At 56.9% G+C, this 16588-nt stretch carries 11 protein-coding genes; 4 read left to right on the top strand and 7 right to left on the bottom strand.

The features are described from left to right. Positions 1-2 precede the first annotated feature (2 nt). Positions 3-1718: a Na/Pi symporter gene (locus CKX93_RS09100; protein WP_076754034.1), complete on the top strand. Its 1716-nt coding sequence runs from the start codon at positions 3-5 to the stop codon at positions 1716-1718. Between the two features lie 12 nt (positions 1719-1730). On the opposite strand, the gene CKX93_RS09095 is transcribed toward CKX93_RS09100, so the two are convergent. Genes CKX93_RS09095 through CKX93_RS09075 form a run of 5 tightly spaced genes read right to left on the bottom strand, consistent with a single transcriptional unit; the run spans position 1731 to position 9302 of the window. Then, on the bottom strand, positions 1731-3662 hold the full coding sequence (locus CKX93_RS09095) for a SpoIIE family protein phosphatase (RefSeq protein ID WP_076754033.1): 1932 nt from the start codon (positions 3660-3662) through the stop codon (positions 1731-1733). 3 nt (positions 3663-3665) lie between these two features. After that, on the bottom strand, positions 3666-4634 hold the full coding sequence (locus CKX93_RS09090; protein WP_076754031.1) for an ABC transporter substrate-binding protein: 969 nt from the start codon (positions 4632-4634) through the stop codon (positions 3666-3668). Positions 4635-4648: 14 nt separating this feature from the next. After that, positions 4649-4984 carry an STAS domain-containing protein gene (locus CKX93_RS09085; protein WP_076754030.1) on the bottom strand — a complete coding sequence of 112 codons (336 nt, stop codon included), beginning with the start codon at positions 4982-4984 and terminating at the stop codon, positions 4649-4651. A 53-nt stretch (positions 4985-5037) separates the two neighbouring features. Further along, positions 5038-5451, bottom strand: coding sequence for an ATP-binding protein (locus CKX93_RS09080; protein WP_076754028.1), 414 nt, complete (start codon positions 5449-5451; stop codon positions 5038-5040). 59 nt (positions 5452-5510) lie between these two features. Continuing rightward, the gene (locus tag CKX93_RS09075; RefSeq protein WP_076754026.1) at positions 5511-9302 is read right to left on the bottom strand and encodes a magnesium chelatase subunit H; all 3792 of its coding nucleotides are present in this window, start codon (positions 9300-9302) and stop codon (positions 5511-5513) included. A 147-nt stretch (positions 9303-9449) separates the two neighbouring features. On the opposite strand from CKX93_RS09075, the gene CKX93_RS09070 reads away from it, so the two are divergent. Beyond that, complete coding sequence (locus tag CKX93_RS09070; protein ID WP_076754024.1) at positions 9450-10430, top strand: S49 family peptidase; 981 nt, start codon at positions 9450-9452, stop codon at positions 10428-10430. 43 nt (positions 10431-10473) lie between these two features. On the opposite strand, the gene CKX93_RS09065 is transcribed toward CKX93_RS09070, so the two are convergent. Further along, complete coding sequence (locus CKX93_RS09065) at positions 10474-11427, bottom strand: RluA family pseudouridine synthase (RefSeq protein ID WP_076754022.1); 954 nt, start codon at positions 11425-11427, stop codon at positions 10474-10476. A gap of 406 nt (positions 11428-11833) precedes the next feature. Here CKX93_RS09065 and CKX93_RS09060 point away from each other — a divergent pair, with 406 nt between their 5' ends. After that, entirely contained in the window at positions 11834-14623 is a 2790-nt protein-coding gene (locus CKX93_RS09060) for an Rne/Rng family ribonuclease (protein WP_076754021.1), read from the top strand. An 87-nt stretch (positions 14624-14710) separates the two neighbouring features. On the opposite strand, the gene CKX93_RS09055 is transcribed toward CKX93_RS09060, so the two are convergent. Further along, a complete protein-coding gene (locus CKX93_RS09055; protein ID WP_076754019.1) occupies positions 14711-15169 on the bottom strand; it encodes a low molecular weight protein-tyrosine-phosphatase in 459 nt (152 codons plus the stop codon). Between the two features lie 98 nt (positions 15170-15267). Here CKX93_RS09055 and CKX93_RS09050 point away from each other — a divergent pair, with 98 nt between their 5' ends. Next, complete coding sequence (locus tag CKX93_RS09050) at positions 15268-16584, top strand: citrate synthase (protein WP_076754018.1); 1317 nt, start codon at positions 15268-15270, stop codon at positions 16582-16584. Positions 16585-16588: the final 4 nt, after the last annotated feature.

The raw sequence follows: 16588 nt of genomic DNA, 5'->3' as shown, positions 1-16588 counted from the left end.
CAATGAGCGGCAATTGGTTGCAGCTCTTAGAGGTTGCTGCCTTGATTGTGGCGGGGCTGGGGCTGCTGTTGGTGGGTATCCGCCAAATCAATGAAAACCTCAGACAGCTAGCCGATTTACGCCTGCGGCGCCTGCTCTCTCAAGCCACGGAAAGTCATCGCGCCACCGCCGGGTTGGGTCTGGCCGCCGGCGCCGTGGCGCAGAGTATTCACGCGCTGATCCTCATTATGATCTCGCTGGTGACGGCTGGGGCTTTGGATGCCAAACGCGCCATCCCCATCATCAATTTTGCCAATATCGGCACCTCCCTGTTGGTCTTGATCGCCGCCTTAGACATTCGCGTTGCGGCATTGTTTCTCGTCGGCCTGACCGGGCTTTTGTATTACTTCGACAGCGAGAACAGTGGGCGGCGGCATTATTTAATTCGCGCCCTATTGGGCATCGGCCTGTTGTTTTTGGGTCTGAGTTTTTTTAAGGAAGGCGCCAAACCTCTAGCCGAGTTGCCGTTGGTGATGGAGATTTTCTCCTTATCGGCGCAGCACTTTTTGATTGCTTTTGTGGTGGGTGCGGTGCTGACCTTGGTACTCCATTCCGGGGCAACAGTGACCATTATCGCTATGGCCCTGGCCTTCAGTGGCGTGATGGATTTGCCCACCGCAGTGATGTTTGTCTTTGGCACCGGTGTGGGCACGGGGCTGGGCACCTTATTGCTGGCCTTTAATCAGCCGGGCTTGGGTCGGCAGTTGGCTTTGTATCAGCTGTTATTAAAGCTCGCGGGGCTGGCTTTGCTGCTGCCACTATTCTTTATCGAGGTTTATCTGGGCGTGCCGCTGCTTTTGAGTGGTTTGCAGCTACTGCCCTTGGGAATCACGCTACAGATTGCCCTGACTTACATTATTTATCAGCTGGCTTGTGATGTGGTGATTCATCCTTTGCATCATCGCGTGGAGCACTTCTTGGAATATATCGCGCCGCCCACGCAGGAGCAGGTCATGGGCCAGCCGCGGTTTATTTATGCCGGTGCCGAAAAAGATTCGGCCAGCGCCCTGGCCTTGGTTAACGCTGAACAAGCCGGCCTGATTGAACGTCTACCGCAGCTCTTCGATGAGCTGCGCAGTGATGACTCAGGACCGGCTTTGGCGCCAGCCTCCAGGTCTCAAGAGCGGCCCCATGGCACCTCTTTCGCCATGCCCACGCGTCGTGAGTTACATAACGCCAATGCGCAGATCGCAGGGATTACCGATGATTTTTTGGCCGCCTTATTGGGCGGGCAACTGGCCGCGCAAAGCTTGGAACAGGCAATTATTTTAAAGGGTCGGCAACAAAGCTTGGCTGGACTGATGGAGACACTGGATCAGGTCATAGATGAGCTGGACCGCGCGGGCGCGGCTCTGGGGAAAGAGGATGCGGCGCAGTCTTTGGTACAGAACCTAGTCGAGACGCTGCATATGCTGTTATTGACGCTCAGTGATGTGGCGCGCGATGCTGACGCCATGGATGTGGCCTTACTGCAGGGTTTAACCGCAGACCGTTCGGAGCTCATGGAATCCATCCGGCAACGCTTGTTGAATACCCAGAACCTTCCGATTGCGGCGCGCGAGTCGCTGTTTGCAGCCACCAGTTTGTTCGAGCGCTGTTTGTGGTTGATTCGTCGCCTAAGCAGCAGCTTTACCCCGGCCGTGGAAGACGACTCAGCCCTGGAACCTGCCGCTTCCTAAGTCAGCAATTGGCTAGCCTTTCGGCTGAGGCCGATAACGTAAGACCAAGGCAGTGATGTCGTCCGATTGTTCGGCGCCATTGGCGTGGGCCTCTACGGCTTTAAATACGGCATCCACCTGAGCTTTGGCGGAGTGATTTTTGATACGCGCGTAGAGTTTTTCCAGCGCATCCTCGCCATAGAGTTCTTGTTGTGGGTTGCTCGCCTCGGTCACGCCATCGGTGTAGAGCATCAGCGCATCGCCGGGACCCAGTTGTACCTTACTCACCGGGAACTCTATATCATCCATGGCGCCCAGCACTAAGCCTGGCGGCAGCTTCAGCCATTCATGCTGGCCATTGGCGCGGGCAATCAGCGGCGGGTTATGGCCGGCATTGGCAAATTCCATCTCGCCCGTGGTCAGATCCAGCACCCCGCACAGGTAGGTCACGAACATGCCGCTGTCATTATTCAAACAAAGCTCATTATTGACGCGATACAACATCTCACCGGGGTTGGGCGATTGTTCGGCAAAGCCTTTTACCAAGGTCTTGGTCACGGCCATAAATAGCGCTGCAGGCACACCTTTATCTGAGACATCGCCAATGGCGAAAAACAGTCGGCGACCGTCATCCATGGGGAAGAAATCGTATAAATCCCCACCCACGGCTTTGGCGGAAAGCAGCTCAGCATGCAGATCCACCGGCAGTTGACGTCCCTCCAAGGCCAACCGCTTGGGCAGGAAACTCATCTGAATATTGCGGGCGATTTTCAGTTCACTTTCGATGCGCTCTTTAGCGGCCGTGGTCTGGGTCAGATCATTGATGTAGTCCTTAAGCGAGCGACGCATATCATCAAATGAGCGCGACAAATCACCGATCTCATCCTGGGTTTTGATGGTAGGCAGGGCCCGATCGAGATTGCCGCGGGCGATTTCCTCAGCACTGGACACTAAACCCTTGAGGGGCCGCGTGATGCCGCGCGAGATGAGGATAATCGCCAGCAAAAGCAGTAAAAAGCCCGCCGAGCCGATAATGAGAATGGCACTAATCACGCGCTGGATGCTGGCAAACAGCTCACGCTCAGGAATCACCACCCCAAGGCTCCATTCGAGCTCTGGCAGTCTCAAGTAATACAGTCGCGCACCCTCATCTAAAATCCCCGTAGGCAGAGGCAAAAAGGCCTCGCGGGTGCGCTGCATTTGCCGACCCAGCTCACGCAGCGCCGGTAGCTCTAGGGTTTGCGCCAGACTAAAGATGCTCTCGCGCATCACCCACTCCTCGTGCGGATAGGTAATGAGCCGGCCCGTGGGACTTAATAAGAAGGCATAGCCGGTGTCAAAGATTTCGACATCATCGACGATACTCACCAGACTGCGCAGCTCGACATCCAGCGCAATCACTCCTTGCAGCGCACCTTCGGCATCAAAAAAAGGCACGGAATAGACGACAATCAGTCGATTCGAGTCGACTGCTGAGGGAAAAGGCTCGGTCCAATAGGGCCGGCCAGTCAGCGCAGGAATCTGATACCAGTCGCGAGTGAAGGTGTCGTAGCCGCGACCGCCCAAATTCATACGGGCAATGCCTTCGGGGGTTTGGTAGGAAAATGGGCCAAAATACTGTCGATCGGGGAACGCCGCGAACGGTTCATAGCTGACGTTGGCGCCACTAATGATGCGCGATCCACGCACCGTTTCATCCAGCATCGGGAACAGATCATCGGGTTGATAGGCGCCAATTTGCAGATGGATGGCCATATGCTGCCCTACTCCTGCGACCTCATTGAGAGAAATCAGGATTTGGTTGGCGGTGGCCCGCACCAATTCGCGCGATTGGGCCTCTGCATTCTCCAGCAAAATGCCACGAATCATGGTGTAGACCGCGCCGGTGGAGATGAAAAAAATCGTGGCAATGGTCAACAGGCTGACCAAGGCAAGACGGGTGGCGAGGCTATGGCGGGCTAACACAAACTAGCGCCGGTTGAAGTGGTTGAAATCGGGGATTTGTTCGCCGCGCACCATTCCCTGCCCGCGCAGCAGTTCCCAAGCCAGACGATAGTCATTGGGATTGAGCTGACCCTCATGCAAGCGGCCCGATTCATCAAGATAAAAATCGCGCAGCACTGACAGCATCAGTCGTTGATGCGCTTCGTTGGTTTCGTGGCCAGCCTCCTGCGCACGCCATATCACCGTCTCCACGGCATAGTCGGGATTTTCGAAGGCATACTGCCAACCGCGCCGGCTAATCTCCACAAACTTTCTTAAAGCATCCTCGCGTTCCTCCCACTCGCGCAGGCGCACGTAGATACCATCCTCGGGCATGTTCACCCCATGATTGGCCAGCGGCAGCACAATTAAATCCTCTCGCTCTAGCCCATTTAAATAGAGCTGCACCATCTCGTTGTAGCGGGTAGCCATGGCGACATCAACCGCACCGGAGGTGAGAATGGCCATGGAGGCCCCTTGATCAAATACTTGTGGGCGAATTCCATAAAGACTAAAAAGCGCATCGGGCTGCGCGGCGAAACTGGTCCAACGCGATACACGCAAGCCATCTAAGTCTTCCGGCACGAGAATGCCGGCATCAGCCATGGCCACGAGAACTAAGGAGGATGTTTGTTTGAATTGGTGGATATTAACGATGGCGATCCCCGAATCAACCAGCTGCAGGGCCTCACCCAGGTTGAAAACGCCAATATCGACATAACCATCGGCCATCAGCCGCGTCGGCGAGAACTCGGGGCCATGCGGTAGGATGCGCACATTAAGGCCCGCATCCGCGTACCAGCCTTTGTCATAGGCGACGTAATAGCCCGCAAACTGAGCCTGAGGGACCCATTGCAATTGAAGGCTGAAGGTTTGCGCCGAGGCGCCCAGTGGTACCCAGCTCAGCAGCAGAGCCAGTAAACATCCCAGGATCCGCTGCTGTGACAGTTTCATTCGCGGGCAATTCCTTAGGTGCGCAGTTTTTCCAGCGCCGCCTGCATATCAGGCGTTACATCAATAATTGATAAGAAGCCACTGATTTCAAAGACTTCTTTGATTGGATCCGAGAGGGAGCATAGGGCCATTTTGCCACCGGTTTGACGCCGCTGTTTGGCCGCCATGAGGATGGCTCTAAGCCCGGCACTGGAGACATAAGCGATGGCAGAGAAATCAATGACAGCGGCTTCGTGATCGGCAAAGAAACTCAATAGCTGCTCGGAGAAAAGCGGTGCGGTGGTGCCATCTAAACGCCCATCGGGACGCACGACCAAAACCCCTTCAACGATCTCTTGTTTGATTTCCATAGGACGTTATTCCCCATCGATCTCTTGTCATGTTTGAGCGCAGCACACCATCATCAAGCGCGGCTTTTGGTCAGGCGCAGCGTATTCCAGCCTTCAATACTCTCATAGTTGACCTCATCCATCAGGCTTTTTAACAAATGCAGGCCCAAACCACCAATGGGTCGATCCTCGACCGTACCCGTGGTCGGCGCCTCCGGCGCCTGAGTCAATGGATTAAAGGGCTCGCCATCGTCTTTGACTTCAAGCACCACCTCCTCATCACCCATATGCAACAGCACATGGATCTCATGGCGCGTATCAGATTCATAGGCATAAGAGATGAGATTAGTGAGCCACTCGTCCAGCACAAGGTTAAGCGCATAAACAACCTTAGGCGAGAGACCCCCCTGCTCACCGAAGGTTTCAATGGACTCCGCCAGCCCCGGCAGCTCAGCAATATCATTGCTCAGCGTAAACTCATGCGACATCACAATAGGGTCTCCCGCCCATATGACTGGACTTATGGTGCCCCCATTGAACGCAAATGTCAGCCCACTTGTGCGGTAGCCGGTGGTTCGTAGATACCCTCTAAGCGATCCTCCAACTCTTCACCGGCGCGCCGTAGGGCCTCGAGTGTGGCCTCATCCGGCTCCCAGTAATTGCGCTCGGAGGCTTCGATCAGGCGATTGGCCATCTTTGCCGAGGCAGTGGGATTGAGCTTGGCGAGACGATCGCGCATCTCGGGATCGAGTAGGAAGGTCTCGGAGAGCTGTTGGTAGACCCAAGGCTGAACCTGACCGGTGGTGGCCGACCAGCCCATGGTATTGGTGATATGCACCTCGATCTGGCGCACGCCTTCATAGCCGTGTTTCAGCTGACCTTCATACCATTTGGGATTCAGCATGCGCGTGCGGGTCTCTAGCGAGACCTGTTCGGTCAGCGTGCGCACCGTTCCCGCGCCCTTGGTTTGATCGCCAATGTAGACCGGGGTTTCTTGACCACCGCGCGCTTGTTTCACGGCGCGGCTGATGCCGCCCAATGTGTCGAAGTAGTTATCGATGGTGGTGACGCCCAGCTCGACGGAATCGAGATTCTGATAGGTCAGCTGTACATCGGCGAGCATGCTTTTCAAGAGCTTGTCCTGCTTCATCGGTCGACCGGTGCGGCCATAGGCAAAGCCTTTGCGCTGGGTATAGGTATTGGCCAGCTCTTCTTCGTCATCCCAACGGCCATTTTCCACCAGGTTATTGACGTTGGCGCCGTAAGCGCCATCGGCGTTGCCATAGACGCGCAGTGAGGCCGTCTCCAGATCACAGCCATGAGTTTCCATGTACTCCAGCGCGTGTTTGCGCACGAAGTTTTGTTCGGGCGGCTCATCCTCGGCAGCCGCCGCCAAATAGGTGGCTTCAGCCAAAAGCTTGATTTGCAGCGGCATGAGGTCGCGGAAAATCCCCGACAGCGTCAACAACACGTCGATACGCGGCCGACCCAGCTGTTCAAGCGGGATCAACTTTGCGCCGGCCAGGCGCCCGTAGTTATCAAAGCGCGGCTCAGCGCCCACCAATGCCAAGGCTTGGGCGATTTGGCTGCCTTCGGATTTCAGGTTGTCACTGCCCCACAGCACCATGGCCACCGATTCGGGCAAGGGCTCACCACACTCTTGATGTTTGGCCAGCAGGCGGTCGGCTTGCAGCAATCCGTCCTTGACCGCAAAGGCACTGGGGATGCGGAACGGATCAAAGCCATGCAGATTGCGCCCAGTGGGCAGCACCTCAGGCTGACGCATCACATCGCCGCCCGGCGCCGGATGAATATAACGCCCATCTAAGGCGCGCAAGATCCCGTCGATCTCGGCATCTTCGGACATGTAGCGATTGGCGGTTTCCAGCGCGCTGAGCATCTCCTTAAAGGCATCATCGCATTGGCCCTCAGCGACTTTCAGCGCCGCGCTAGCGGATCCGGTTTGCGCCAGCACTTCGGCCACTTTGGGATCCAGACGCGTATCGTGGCCGGCCTCAGCAATCGCCATGAGCATTTCTTGGCGCTCGGGTTCGGATAGAGCCTCGCCCACCACATGCAAGCCATAGGGAATCAGGGTGTACTCGAGCTCCAGAATCTCTTCGGCGAGTTTTTTGATGTGGTTTTCGGCTTCACCGCTTTCCAGATCCCACAGCGGTTCGGCTTGTGCCAGCTCGACCTCAGCAGCTTGGGATTGAATCAGCTCGGCCAGCGAGGGACGTTCATGATCTTGCGCGGGTTCCAACGAGCGCCAGCGATCCACTGAGCTTTTCAGCTCTAACAGGCCTTTATACAAACCGGCATGCGAGACCGGCGGCGTCAGATAGCTGATCAAGGTCGCCCCGGCGCGGCGTTTGGCGATGGCCCCTTCGGAGGGGTTATTCGAGGCGTAGAGATAAAGATTGGGCAGATCGCCAATCAGGCGATCCGGCCAGCAACTGCCTGACATCCCGGATTGTTTGCCGGGCATGAACTCCAGCGCGCCATGCGTCCCAAAATGCAGCACCGCGTGGGCTTTGAAGTCCTCGCGGATGTAACGATAAAAGGCTGAGAACGCGTGGGTCGGCGCAAAGCCATGCTCGAACAACAGGCGCATCGGGTCGCCTTCATAACCAAACGAGGGCTGCACAAGAATCAGGGCGTTGCCGTATTGGCGGCCCTGGACATAAATCGAGCTGCCGTTGGACAGCGCTTTGCCGGGCGCTGGACCCCACTGACCTTCGATTTCTTTGAGCCAAGGCTCGCGGCGCACGTGATCATCAGCTGAAATCAGAGTATGAACGTTGGCATCGGCGCCGTATTGTTCGCGATTGCCGTCGATGATGCTCTCGCGCAGGGCATCGACGCTTTCGGGCACTTCGACTTGGTAGCCGGCGGCATTGAGGCTTTTCAGGGTATTGAATAGCGACTCGAACACGCCCAAATAAGCGGCGGTTCCGGTATTCCCGGCATTCGGTGGGTAATTAAACAACACCAGGGCAACGCGGCGCTCAGCACGCTCAGCCCGGCGCATCTCCACCATGCGGCGCACACGCGCGGCCAGCATGTTAACCCGCTCATGACAGGTGAACATGTCTTGGGTGCTGTTCTCACCATCGAATTTACAGTGCATATGACAGCCGGAGCAGATCGAACCGGCGGGGCCCGGACGACCGCCATACACCATCGGTACCACACAGCCATCGAGCTCGGGAATCGCCACCATAATGGTGCTTTCTACCGGCAGCAGGCCGCGCTCGGAGTTGCCCCATTGATCCAGTGTTTGAAACTCCACGGGATGGGCGGCGACATAGGGCACATCCAGCTTGGCGAGGATCTCCTCCGCGGCTTTGGCATCGTTATAGGCCGGCCCACCCACCAAGGAAAAGCCGGTCAGCGAAATCACCGCATCCACCTGCGGCACACCATCCTTAAAGAAAAACTCTTCGATGGCCGGGCGCGCATCCAGACCCGAAGCGAATGCTGGAACAACCTCCAGACCCTCTTCCTCCAGCTTATTGATCACCGGATCGTAGTGGCCGGCATTACCCGCCAGCACATAGGAGCGCAGCAGCAATACACCCACCCGACCGGTTTTTTTGGAACCCAGCACGGGCAGGTCTTCGATTTGCGAGGACAGGCGATTTTTCATGCGTGGGTGGTAGACACCGACCTCGGGGTATTCGGCGGGCAGGTCATGAGGCACTTTGCCGCGCAGCGAACGGCGCGGACCATCGGCATAGCGATCCACCAAGAAGCGGATCATATTGGCGATATTTTCCTCAGAGCCGCCCAGCCAGTATTGCAGCACCAAGAAATAAGCACGCACGTCTTGGGCGGTTCCGGGGATGAACTTCAAAAGCTGCGGCAGGCGGCGCAGCATCTTCATTTGTTGCGCGCCGGGGGTACCGCCGGTTTTGGGGTCTTTTTTGCCACGCAAGCGCTTGAGCAGGGCCATCGGGCCGGAGCTTGGCTTGGCCATATCAAAGCCGCCCATGCGCGTCAGTCGGGTGATGTCGGCAGCGGACATGGCACAGACCAAGGCGTCACAGTTGTCGCGGCGGGCTTCTAAATCGGCTTGGATTTTTTGGTACTGTTCTTCGAGGAAGAGCATGGTACCGACGATGATGTCGGCTTGAGCGATATCGGCTTTGCAAGCCTCGAGCAGCTCCTCGTTATCGCTCCACTCAGAAGCTGCATGCACGCTGAGCTCAAGGCCCGGTAACTGCTGTTGCAACAAACCGCGGGCACGCTCAGCGGCACTGGCCAAGTGCGTGTCCAAGGTCACAATGGTCACACGCATGGGTGTGGAGGCGATGATCTTTTTGGATTGGGCTGCCATATACTCCCTACTCATTGGGTTTTGGCCGTGCACGGATGCAGGCGCCGGGCGTATCTTTCTGGAATAATTGATGCTCGCGCCTATTTGCACAATCAAAAACTGGCGAAAACCTGACCTGAGTCGTCCCCTAAAACAGGTAATTCCCTCATGAGCGAGAACAAAGACCCTTGGACCGAGAATCCGCAGACCCCGCGCGAGGAGGACGCGAATTGGGAGCGCAAGGCGCTGCGCGATATTGCTCTGGAGGGGGTGAAAGAGCGTCGGGTGGCGCGACGTTGGGGCATCTTTTTTAAGTTTCTAGGGCTTGGTTATTTGTTCTTAATATTGGTCATAGCCAGCGACAGCTTACCCGGACGCAGTACCGATCGCGGTCCGCATACGGCCTTGGTCGATATTCAGGGCGTAATCAGCGAGGGCGCGGCGGCCAATGCCGATCGGGTCGTGGGTGGTCTGCGCGCGGCGTTTAAACACCCCAATACCCAGGGCGTCATTATCCGCATCAACAGCCCGGGAGGCAGTCCGGTGCAGGCGGGCTATATCAATGACGCGGTGGCGCGGCTTAAGGCTGAACATCCCGATACCCCTCTGTATGCGGTGATTGCCGATATTGGCGCCTCAGGAGGATATTACGTGGCGGTGGCAGCGGATGAGATTTTCGCCGACAAGGCCAGCATTGTGGGCTCAATTGGCGTGCGTCTGGATAGCTTTGGCTTTGTCGATGCCATGGAACGTTTGGGGATTGAGCGGCGCTTATTCACCGCTGGTGAGAACAAGGCGATTTTGGATCCATTTTTGCCCCTCGCGGATACCGACCGAGACCACATGCAAAATTTGCTGGATGCGGTGCATCAGCAGTTTATCGATACGGTGGTGACTTCGCGTGGAGAGCGTTTGGTGACCAACGGGCCGGAGCTGTTCTCAGGGCTGGTCTGGACCGGTGAACAGAGTCTGGATTTGGGCCTGATCGACGGGCTCGGCAGCAGCAGTCATGTGGCCCGCGAGATCATTGGCGCCGAGCGCATCGTCAACTTCACGCAGCGCCAAGACTTCTTTACGCGGCTGACCGAAGGATTGGGCGTGGTCTTGTTGCGCTTATTTCAATCCCAGGAGTTCAGCGGGTTGCGTTGAGCGCTTCGCGTATGGGCGTTCGTCTCAGTCGCAGAGGTATTGTCTAAAGTCGTTTGAGGAAATCGCTGAGATCTTCGGGCAGTGGCGCATCGACGGCTATCTTGCGGCCGCTGTCGGCCATCTGAAAACGCAATTGCTCGGCGTGTAAGAAGACCCGCTTGAGTCCTTGGGTTTTTAGGCGGCGATTGACTTCGGCATCACCATAGTGGCGATCACCAGCCAGCGGATAGCCCAGATGCGCGGCGTGGACGCGGATTTGATGGGTACGGCCAGTACCGATATTCACCTGCATCAAAGTAAAGCGGTCAAAGCGTTGCCGCGGCGTAAATTCGGAGTCCGCGGCTTTTCCGTCTTCATCAACACGCATCTTGCCACCCGGGCGTTGACCATCGCCGCGCACTAATGCAGCGCGCACTTTTTGTGGCCCACCCTTCCAACGACCGCAAACCAGGGCTTGGTAGATCTTATCGACTTTACCTTGGCGCAAAGCGCCATGAAAACCCATCAGGGCCGCCCGGCTTTTGGCCAACAATAAGACGCCGCTGGTGTCGCGATCGAGGCGATGGCCGAGTTCGAGATACGGCGTATTGGGTCTTAGGCGGCGCATGGCTTCGATGACGCCCAAAGCCACCCCTGTGCCACCATGCACCGGCAAGCCGGCCGGTTTGTTAAGGATCAGCAGATCGGCGTCCTCTAAGAGGATGGAGGCTTCAAGTAATTCAGCCAGTGAGGCCGGCAGCGGCAATTGATCCAGCTTGGCCTCGGTCTGGGTCACTGGCGGGATGCGCACGATATCGCCGAGGCCAAGGCGGTAATCGGGCTTGCTGCGGCCCTTATTGACACGCACTTCGCCTTTGCGCAGCAAGCGGTAGATGCGGCTTTTAGGCACGCCTTTTAAGTGCCGCATGAGGAAATTATCGAGTCGCTGACCGTCGGCATCGGCGGTAATTTCCAGCTGCACCACGCGGCTGTGCGGTGTTTTTGCGGTCTCGGGCATAGACGCAATATTACCAGTTCATTCAATCTGTTTGATGGATTTTTGCAAGATTGTTATGATGTGCCGTCGCGTGTCGTGGCAAAAGCTTCGAGCTGCTTTTGGCTGAGGCTTTTTGACCCCACCACCGATCCCAAGAACACCGATGTCGAATGCGCCCGTTTGCGGGTTTCATTGGGCACACCGGCGTATCGCCAAGCGAAACCTGGATTGCTTTATCACATGCATTTTTGCGATTCACCGCATCACCCTGCCCTACCGAATCTGCTCTCGCAGCCGATGAGCTTCGTGCTCGGCTGTCTGTGCGCTCTGGTGCCGCTTCACAGCGCCCAGCGTTCAGGCCTTGCCGTGCCCAGCTTACTGGCCGATGCCGGCGATTCGTTCGGGGCTCATAACCGAGAACCCTTGAATGAAACGTATTTTAATCAATGCGACGCAGCCCGAAGAGCTGCGCGTGGCCATGGTCGATGGCCAAAAACTTTTCGACCTGGATATCGAACTGCCCGCCCGGGCACAGAAAAAGGCCAACGTTTATAAAGGCGTTGTCACCCGCATAGAGCCTAGTTTAGAGGCTGCCTTTGTCAATTATGGCGCTGAGCGTCATGGCTTTTTGCCGCTGAAAGAAGTCTCGCGCGCCGCCCTCGGCCTCTCTGGTGATGAGGAAGCCAGCCCCAAAAATGCGCTCAAAGAAGGCATGGAGATTATTGTCCAGGTCGAGAAAGAAGAGCGTGGCAGCAAGGGCGCGGCATTAACCACTTTTGTTAGCCTGGCGGGCCGTTACTTAGTGTTGATGCCCAATAATCCGCGCGCCGGCGGCGTATCGCGGCGTATTGAGGGCGATGAGCGCAGCGAGATTCGCGAGGCTTTGGCGCAACTGGAAGTGCCTCAAGGTATGGGGCTGATTGCACGCACGGCTGGCGTGGGTCGCACGGTCGAAGAGCTGCAGTGGGACCTCGAGTATTTGAAAACGCTATGGACAGCGATTGATGGGGCGGCGAAAGAGAAAAAGGCGCCGTTCCTGATTTATCAGGAGAGCAATATCATCATTCGCACCCTGCGCGATCACATGCGCAGTGATATTGCCGAGGTGATCATCGATGATCCTAAGGTGTTTGAGCAGGCCGGTGATTTTGCGCGGCAGGTGATGCCGAATAATTTATCGCGCATCAAGTTGTATGAAGATCATGTGCCGCTGTTTAACCGTTATCAGATTGAAAGTCAGATTGAGGCAGCGTTTGAGCGTCAGGTGAGCCTGCCGTCTGGTGGCGCGATCGTCATTGATCATACCGAGGCGTTGATCTCGATTGATGTGAACTCGGCGCGCGCGACCAAGGGCAGTGATATCGAAGAAACTGCGCTGAACACCAATTTAGAGGCAGCGGATGAGATTGCCCGACAGCTGCGGCTGCGGGATTTGGGCGGCCTGATTGTCATCGACTTTATCGATATGGCGCCGAATCGCAACCAGCGCGAGGTTGAGAACCGTCTGCGCGTGGCTTTGGAGATGGATCGGGCGCGGGTGCAGGTGGGCCGGATTTCGCGCTTTGGCTTGCTGGAAATGTCGCGGCAGCGCTTGCGTCCTTCGCTGGGCGAGTCAAGTCAGATGATTTGTCCGCGCTGTAACGGCCATGGGCATATTCGTGGCGTTGAGAGCTTGGCTCTGTCCGTGCTGCGCTTACTCGAAGAAGAGGCGATGAAGGATAAGACCAGCCGCGTGCTGGCGCATTTGCCGGTGGATGTGGCGACGTTTTTGCTGAATGAAAAGCGCGATGTGATTTTTACGATTGAAGAACGTCATCGGGTTGGCATCACGCTGGTGCCTTCGCCTCAATTACAGACGCCGCATTTCACGGTGAAACGTTTGCGGCGCGATGAGATTTTTGAGGAAATTGGTGGACGCAGCAGCTATCAGTTGTTGCACGAGGATGAGCCTGAGTTGGTGAATCAGGCGCGGGGCGGGCGCAGTGAGAAAGCTGCGGTGCAGCGGATTGCGCCTCCGAGTCCTGCTCCTGTTTCGGATTCTGCTGCGGGTTCGAGTTCGGGGTCTGCTTCCGCGTCCGCGAATGAGCCACAGCCCCGCAAGATGACGGCAACGCCGAGCTTACCAGGTTTGTTTAACCGTATCTGGGGAAGCTTGTTCTCTTCTGGGAGTGAGCGTAATGAAGGGCCTCGGGCGGCATCGCGGCGGATTCCTGAGGACGCCTCTTCTTCTGAATCATCTGCGGGTTCTTCTGGAGGTTCTGGGTCCGCTGGATCTAGCTCGGGTGAGCGTAAGGCTCGTGACTCAGAGCGCGATGGCCAACGCAGTGGGCGTGGGCGGCGCGGTGGTCGCAATCGGCGCAGCAGCAGCGGTGGTCGTGGCCGTGGTGATAACCGCGGTGGGTCGCGCGAGCGTCCAGCCGGCGAAGCTTCCGAGACTAGCGCTGCTTCTGATGCCGTGGGCTCTGGTGATGCCGCTTCGGGCGGCGACGCGACTTCCCCAACTCAAACCAGCGCCTCCCAAACGGGGGATGCGGGTGTAGGTGCAGTAAAGGCTGTCGAAGCCGGATCCACTGGCACCGCCGATCGTTCCGATTCAAATAATGAACGGCGCGAAGGTCGCGATAAGGATAAGCCTGAAGGCGAGGGTCAGCGCAGTGGCCGCAGTCGTGGTCGGCGCGGTGGGCGTCGGCGTCGGCGTCCCGAAGGTGCCGAAGGTTCCTCGGAGCTTCGGCAGGACAATGCCGAAAGTGCTGGTGGTAGTGCTGGTGGGAGTACTCCTGCCGAATCGTCCGCGTCGGCACCTGCGCCTGCTGCCCCCGCTCCTGCTGCCCCTGCGCCTGTTGCAACTGCTGCACCTGCGCCTGTTGCACCCTCAGTTTCAACTCCAGCGCCTGCTGCAGCCTCGGCTTCCGCGTCTGCGTCTCCGGCAGCTCCGATGACAGCCGAGCCCAAAGGTGAGCCCGTAGCCAAGGCATCTGCTAAGTCCAAGGAGGAACCAGCGGCCAAAGCGCCTGCTGAAACGAAAGCTGAGCCAGCGGCCAAAGCACCTGCTGAAACGAAAGCTGAGCCAGCGGCCAAAGCACCTACAGCGGCTAAAGTGTCTGATAAAGCCTCGGCTGGCGAAAAAGCGCCTGCACGCAAACGCGCCAGTGCCGCCAAGCCCAAGGCAGCGTCACCCCGCAAGCGGGCACCGCGCAAAAAGCCCGACGCCGAATAACGGGGTACGACCCCACTTATCCACAGGGGTACGACCCCAATTAGCGAGGCTAATTGGGGTCGTACCCCATTTGTTGGGGATGCATCCCTACTTGATGTGCTGCAACAGGCCTTTGGAGGCGTCCTCGATCATGTCCAGGACGCGCTCGAAGCCTTGAGCGCCGCCGTAGTAGGGGTCGGGCACTTCGCGTTCGGGCCAGTGAGGCGCGAAATCCATGAAGAGTTGCACCTTAGCGCGCGCATTGGCGCCAGGCGTAGGCAAGTCACGCAGATTCTGCTGATCCATGACCAGGACGTAATCAAAGTTATCAAAATCTTCGGTGGTTACACGGCGGGCGCGCTGCACGGAGAGATCGATGCCGCGCCTAAGGGCTGCTTCGGTAGCACGCTTATCGGGTGGATTACCGATGTGGTAGGCATGCGTCCCGGCCGAGTCAACGCGAATTCGGTCAGCGAGCCCTTCGCGCATCAGAACGTGCTCAAATACGGCTTGCGCCGTTGGCGAGCGGCAAATGTTGCCCATACACACAAACAATACTTCGGTCATTGACTTATGACTCCTGGCGGACTTAAAACATGACTTTGAAGGGGTACGACCCCTCGGGGGTCGTACCCCATTTTTTCTTTTACTGGAGATTCTAATTCATGGCTACTGATTCGCGTTATCCCATTGCTTGCGAGCCTGCGACGCTAAGCATTGAGGGTCAGGAGTATTCGCTGCCGGTTATTGAGGGAAGCGAGGGCGAACGGGCCATCGATATTTCAGGTCTGCGAGCGGAGACTGGGCACATCACGCTGGATCATGGTTATGGCAATACCGGAAGCTGTGAAAGTGCCATTACGTTCATCGATGGGGATAAGGGCATTCTGCACTACCGCGGGATTCCGATTGAGGAGTTTGCTGAGGGACCGAGCTTCATCGAAGTGGCTTATTTGCTGATCTTCGGTCACTTGCCATCGGATGATGAGTACAACGCGTTTTCTAAGGACATGACGCGCTTTGCCAATATTGATGAGGTGATGAAGTACCACTTTGAGGGCTTCCCGCGCTCGGCACCGCCGATGGCCATTCTTTCGGCCATGATTAACGCCTTGTCATGCTTTCATCCCGAGCTGCATGAGCTGGATGATGAAGCGCAGTTCCGCCAGGCCGCTGCCAACCTGATGAGTAAGATCCGTACCATTGCGGCGTATGCATTCCGTCAATCTCGGGGACTGCCGTATATGTACCCCGACCCTGCCCTGCGCTATGTGCCTAACTTCATGCACATGATGTTCTCTCAGCCTTATGAGCAGTACATTTGTGCGGATGTGATCCGTAAGGCCCTGAATCTGATCTTGATTCTGCATGCTGATCACGAGCAAAACTGCTCGACTTCGACGGTACGCATTGTCGGCTCGAGTGGCGCGAATTTGTTTGCTTCGTGCGCTTCGGGCGTGTGTGCCTTGTGGGGGCCGTTGCATGGCGGGGCCAACGTGGAAGTGCTGAATATGCTGGAGCAAATCCATGAGGGCAACATCACGCCGGAAGAGTATTTAGAGCTGGCCAAAGATAAGGACAGCAAAGTGCGGTTGATGGGCTTTGGACACCGGGTTTACAAGAACTTCGATCCGCGGGCGCAGATGCTACAGAAGATCGCTGAGGAGTTATTACCTCAGCTGAATGTCAATGATCCTTTGTTGAACATCGCGCGCAAGCTTGAGGAAATTGCTTTGTCTGACCCCTACTTTGTGGATCGCAAGCTCTATCCCAATGTGGACTTTTACAGCGGCATTATCCTGCGCGCTTTGGGTATTCCAACCAACATGTTCACCGTGATTTTCGCGATCGGGCGACTGCCGGGCTGGATTGCGCATTGGTGGGAGCAGAATCAGACCGGCGGCAATAAAATCTCGCGCCCTCGCCAGATATACACCGGGCACACCGGCCAGCACTATATCCCGCCCGAACAACGCGTTTAAAAAA

The organism is Ectothiorhodosinus mongolicus (assembly GCF_022406875.1).
GTDB lineage: Bacteria > Pseudomonadota > Gammaproteobacteria > Ectothiorhodospirales > Ectothiorhodospiraceae > Ectothiorhodospira > Ectothiorhodospira mongolica.
The sequence above is the reverse complement of the archived record's forward strand: the minus strand, read 5'-3'. Positions and strand labels throughout refer to the sequence as shown.

Coding starts and splice junctions, on each gene's coding strand:
- CKX93_RS09100 (WP_076754034.1), top strand. CDS start 3: ATGAGCGGCAATTGGTTGCAGCTCTTAGAGGTTGCTGCCTTGATTGTG.
- CKX93_RS09090 (WP_076754031.1), bottom strand. CDS start 4,634: ATGAAACTGTCACAGCAGCGGATCCTGGGATGTTTACTGGCTCTGCTG.
- CKX93_RS09085 (WP_076754030.1), bottom strand. CDS start 4,984: ATGGAAATCAAACAAGAGATCGTTGAAGGGGTTTTGGTCGTGCGTCCC.
- CKX93_RS09080 (WP_076754028.1), bottom strand. CDS start 5,451: ATGTCGCATGAGTTTACGCTGAGCAATGATATTGCTGAGCTGCCGGGG.
- CKX93_RS09075 (WP_076754026.1), bottom strand. CDS start 9,302: ATGGCAGCCCAATCCAAAAAGATCATCGCCTCCACACCCATGCGTGTG.
- CKX93_RS09070 (WP_076754024.1), top strand. CDS start 9,450: ATGAGCGAGAACAAAGACCCTTGGACCGAGAATCCGCAGACCCCGCGC.
- CKX93_RS09065 (WP_076754022.1), bottom strand. CDS start 11,427: ATGCCCGAGACCGCAAAAACACCGCACAGCCGCGTGGTGCAGCTGGAA.
- CKX93_RS09060 (WP_076754021.1), top strand. CDS start 11,834: ATGAAACGTATTTTAATCAATGCGACGCAGCCCGAAGAGCTGCGCGTG.
- CKX93_RS09055 (WP_076754019.1), bottom strand. CDS start 15,169: ATGACCGAAGTATTGTTTGTGTGTATGGGCAACATTTGCCGCTCGCCA.
- CKX93_RS09050 (WP_076754018.1), top strand. CDS start 15,268: ATGGCTACTGATTCGCGTTATCCCATTGCTTGCGAGCCTGCGACGCTA.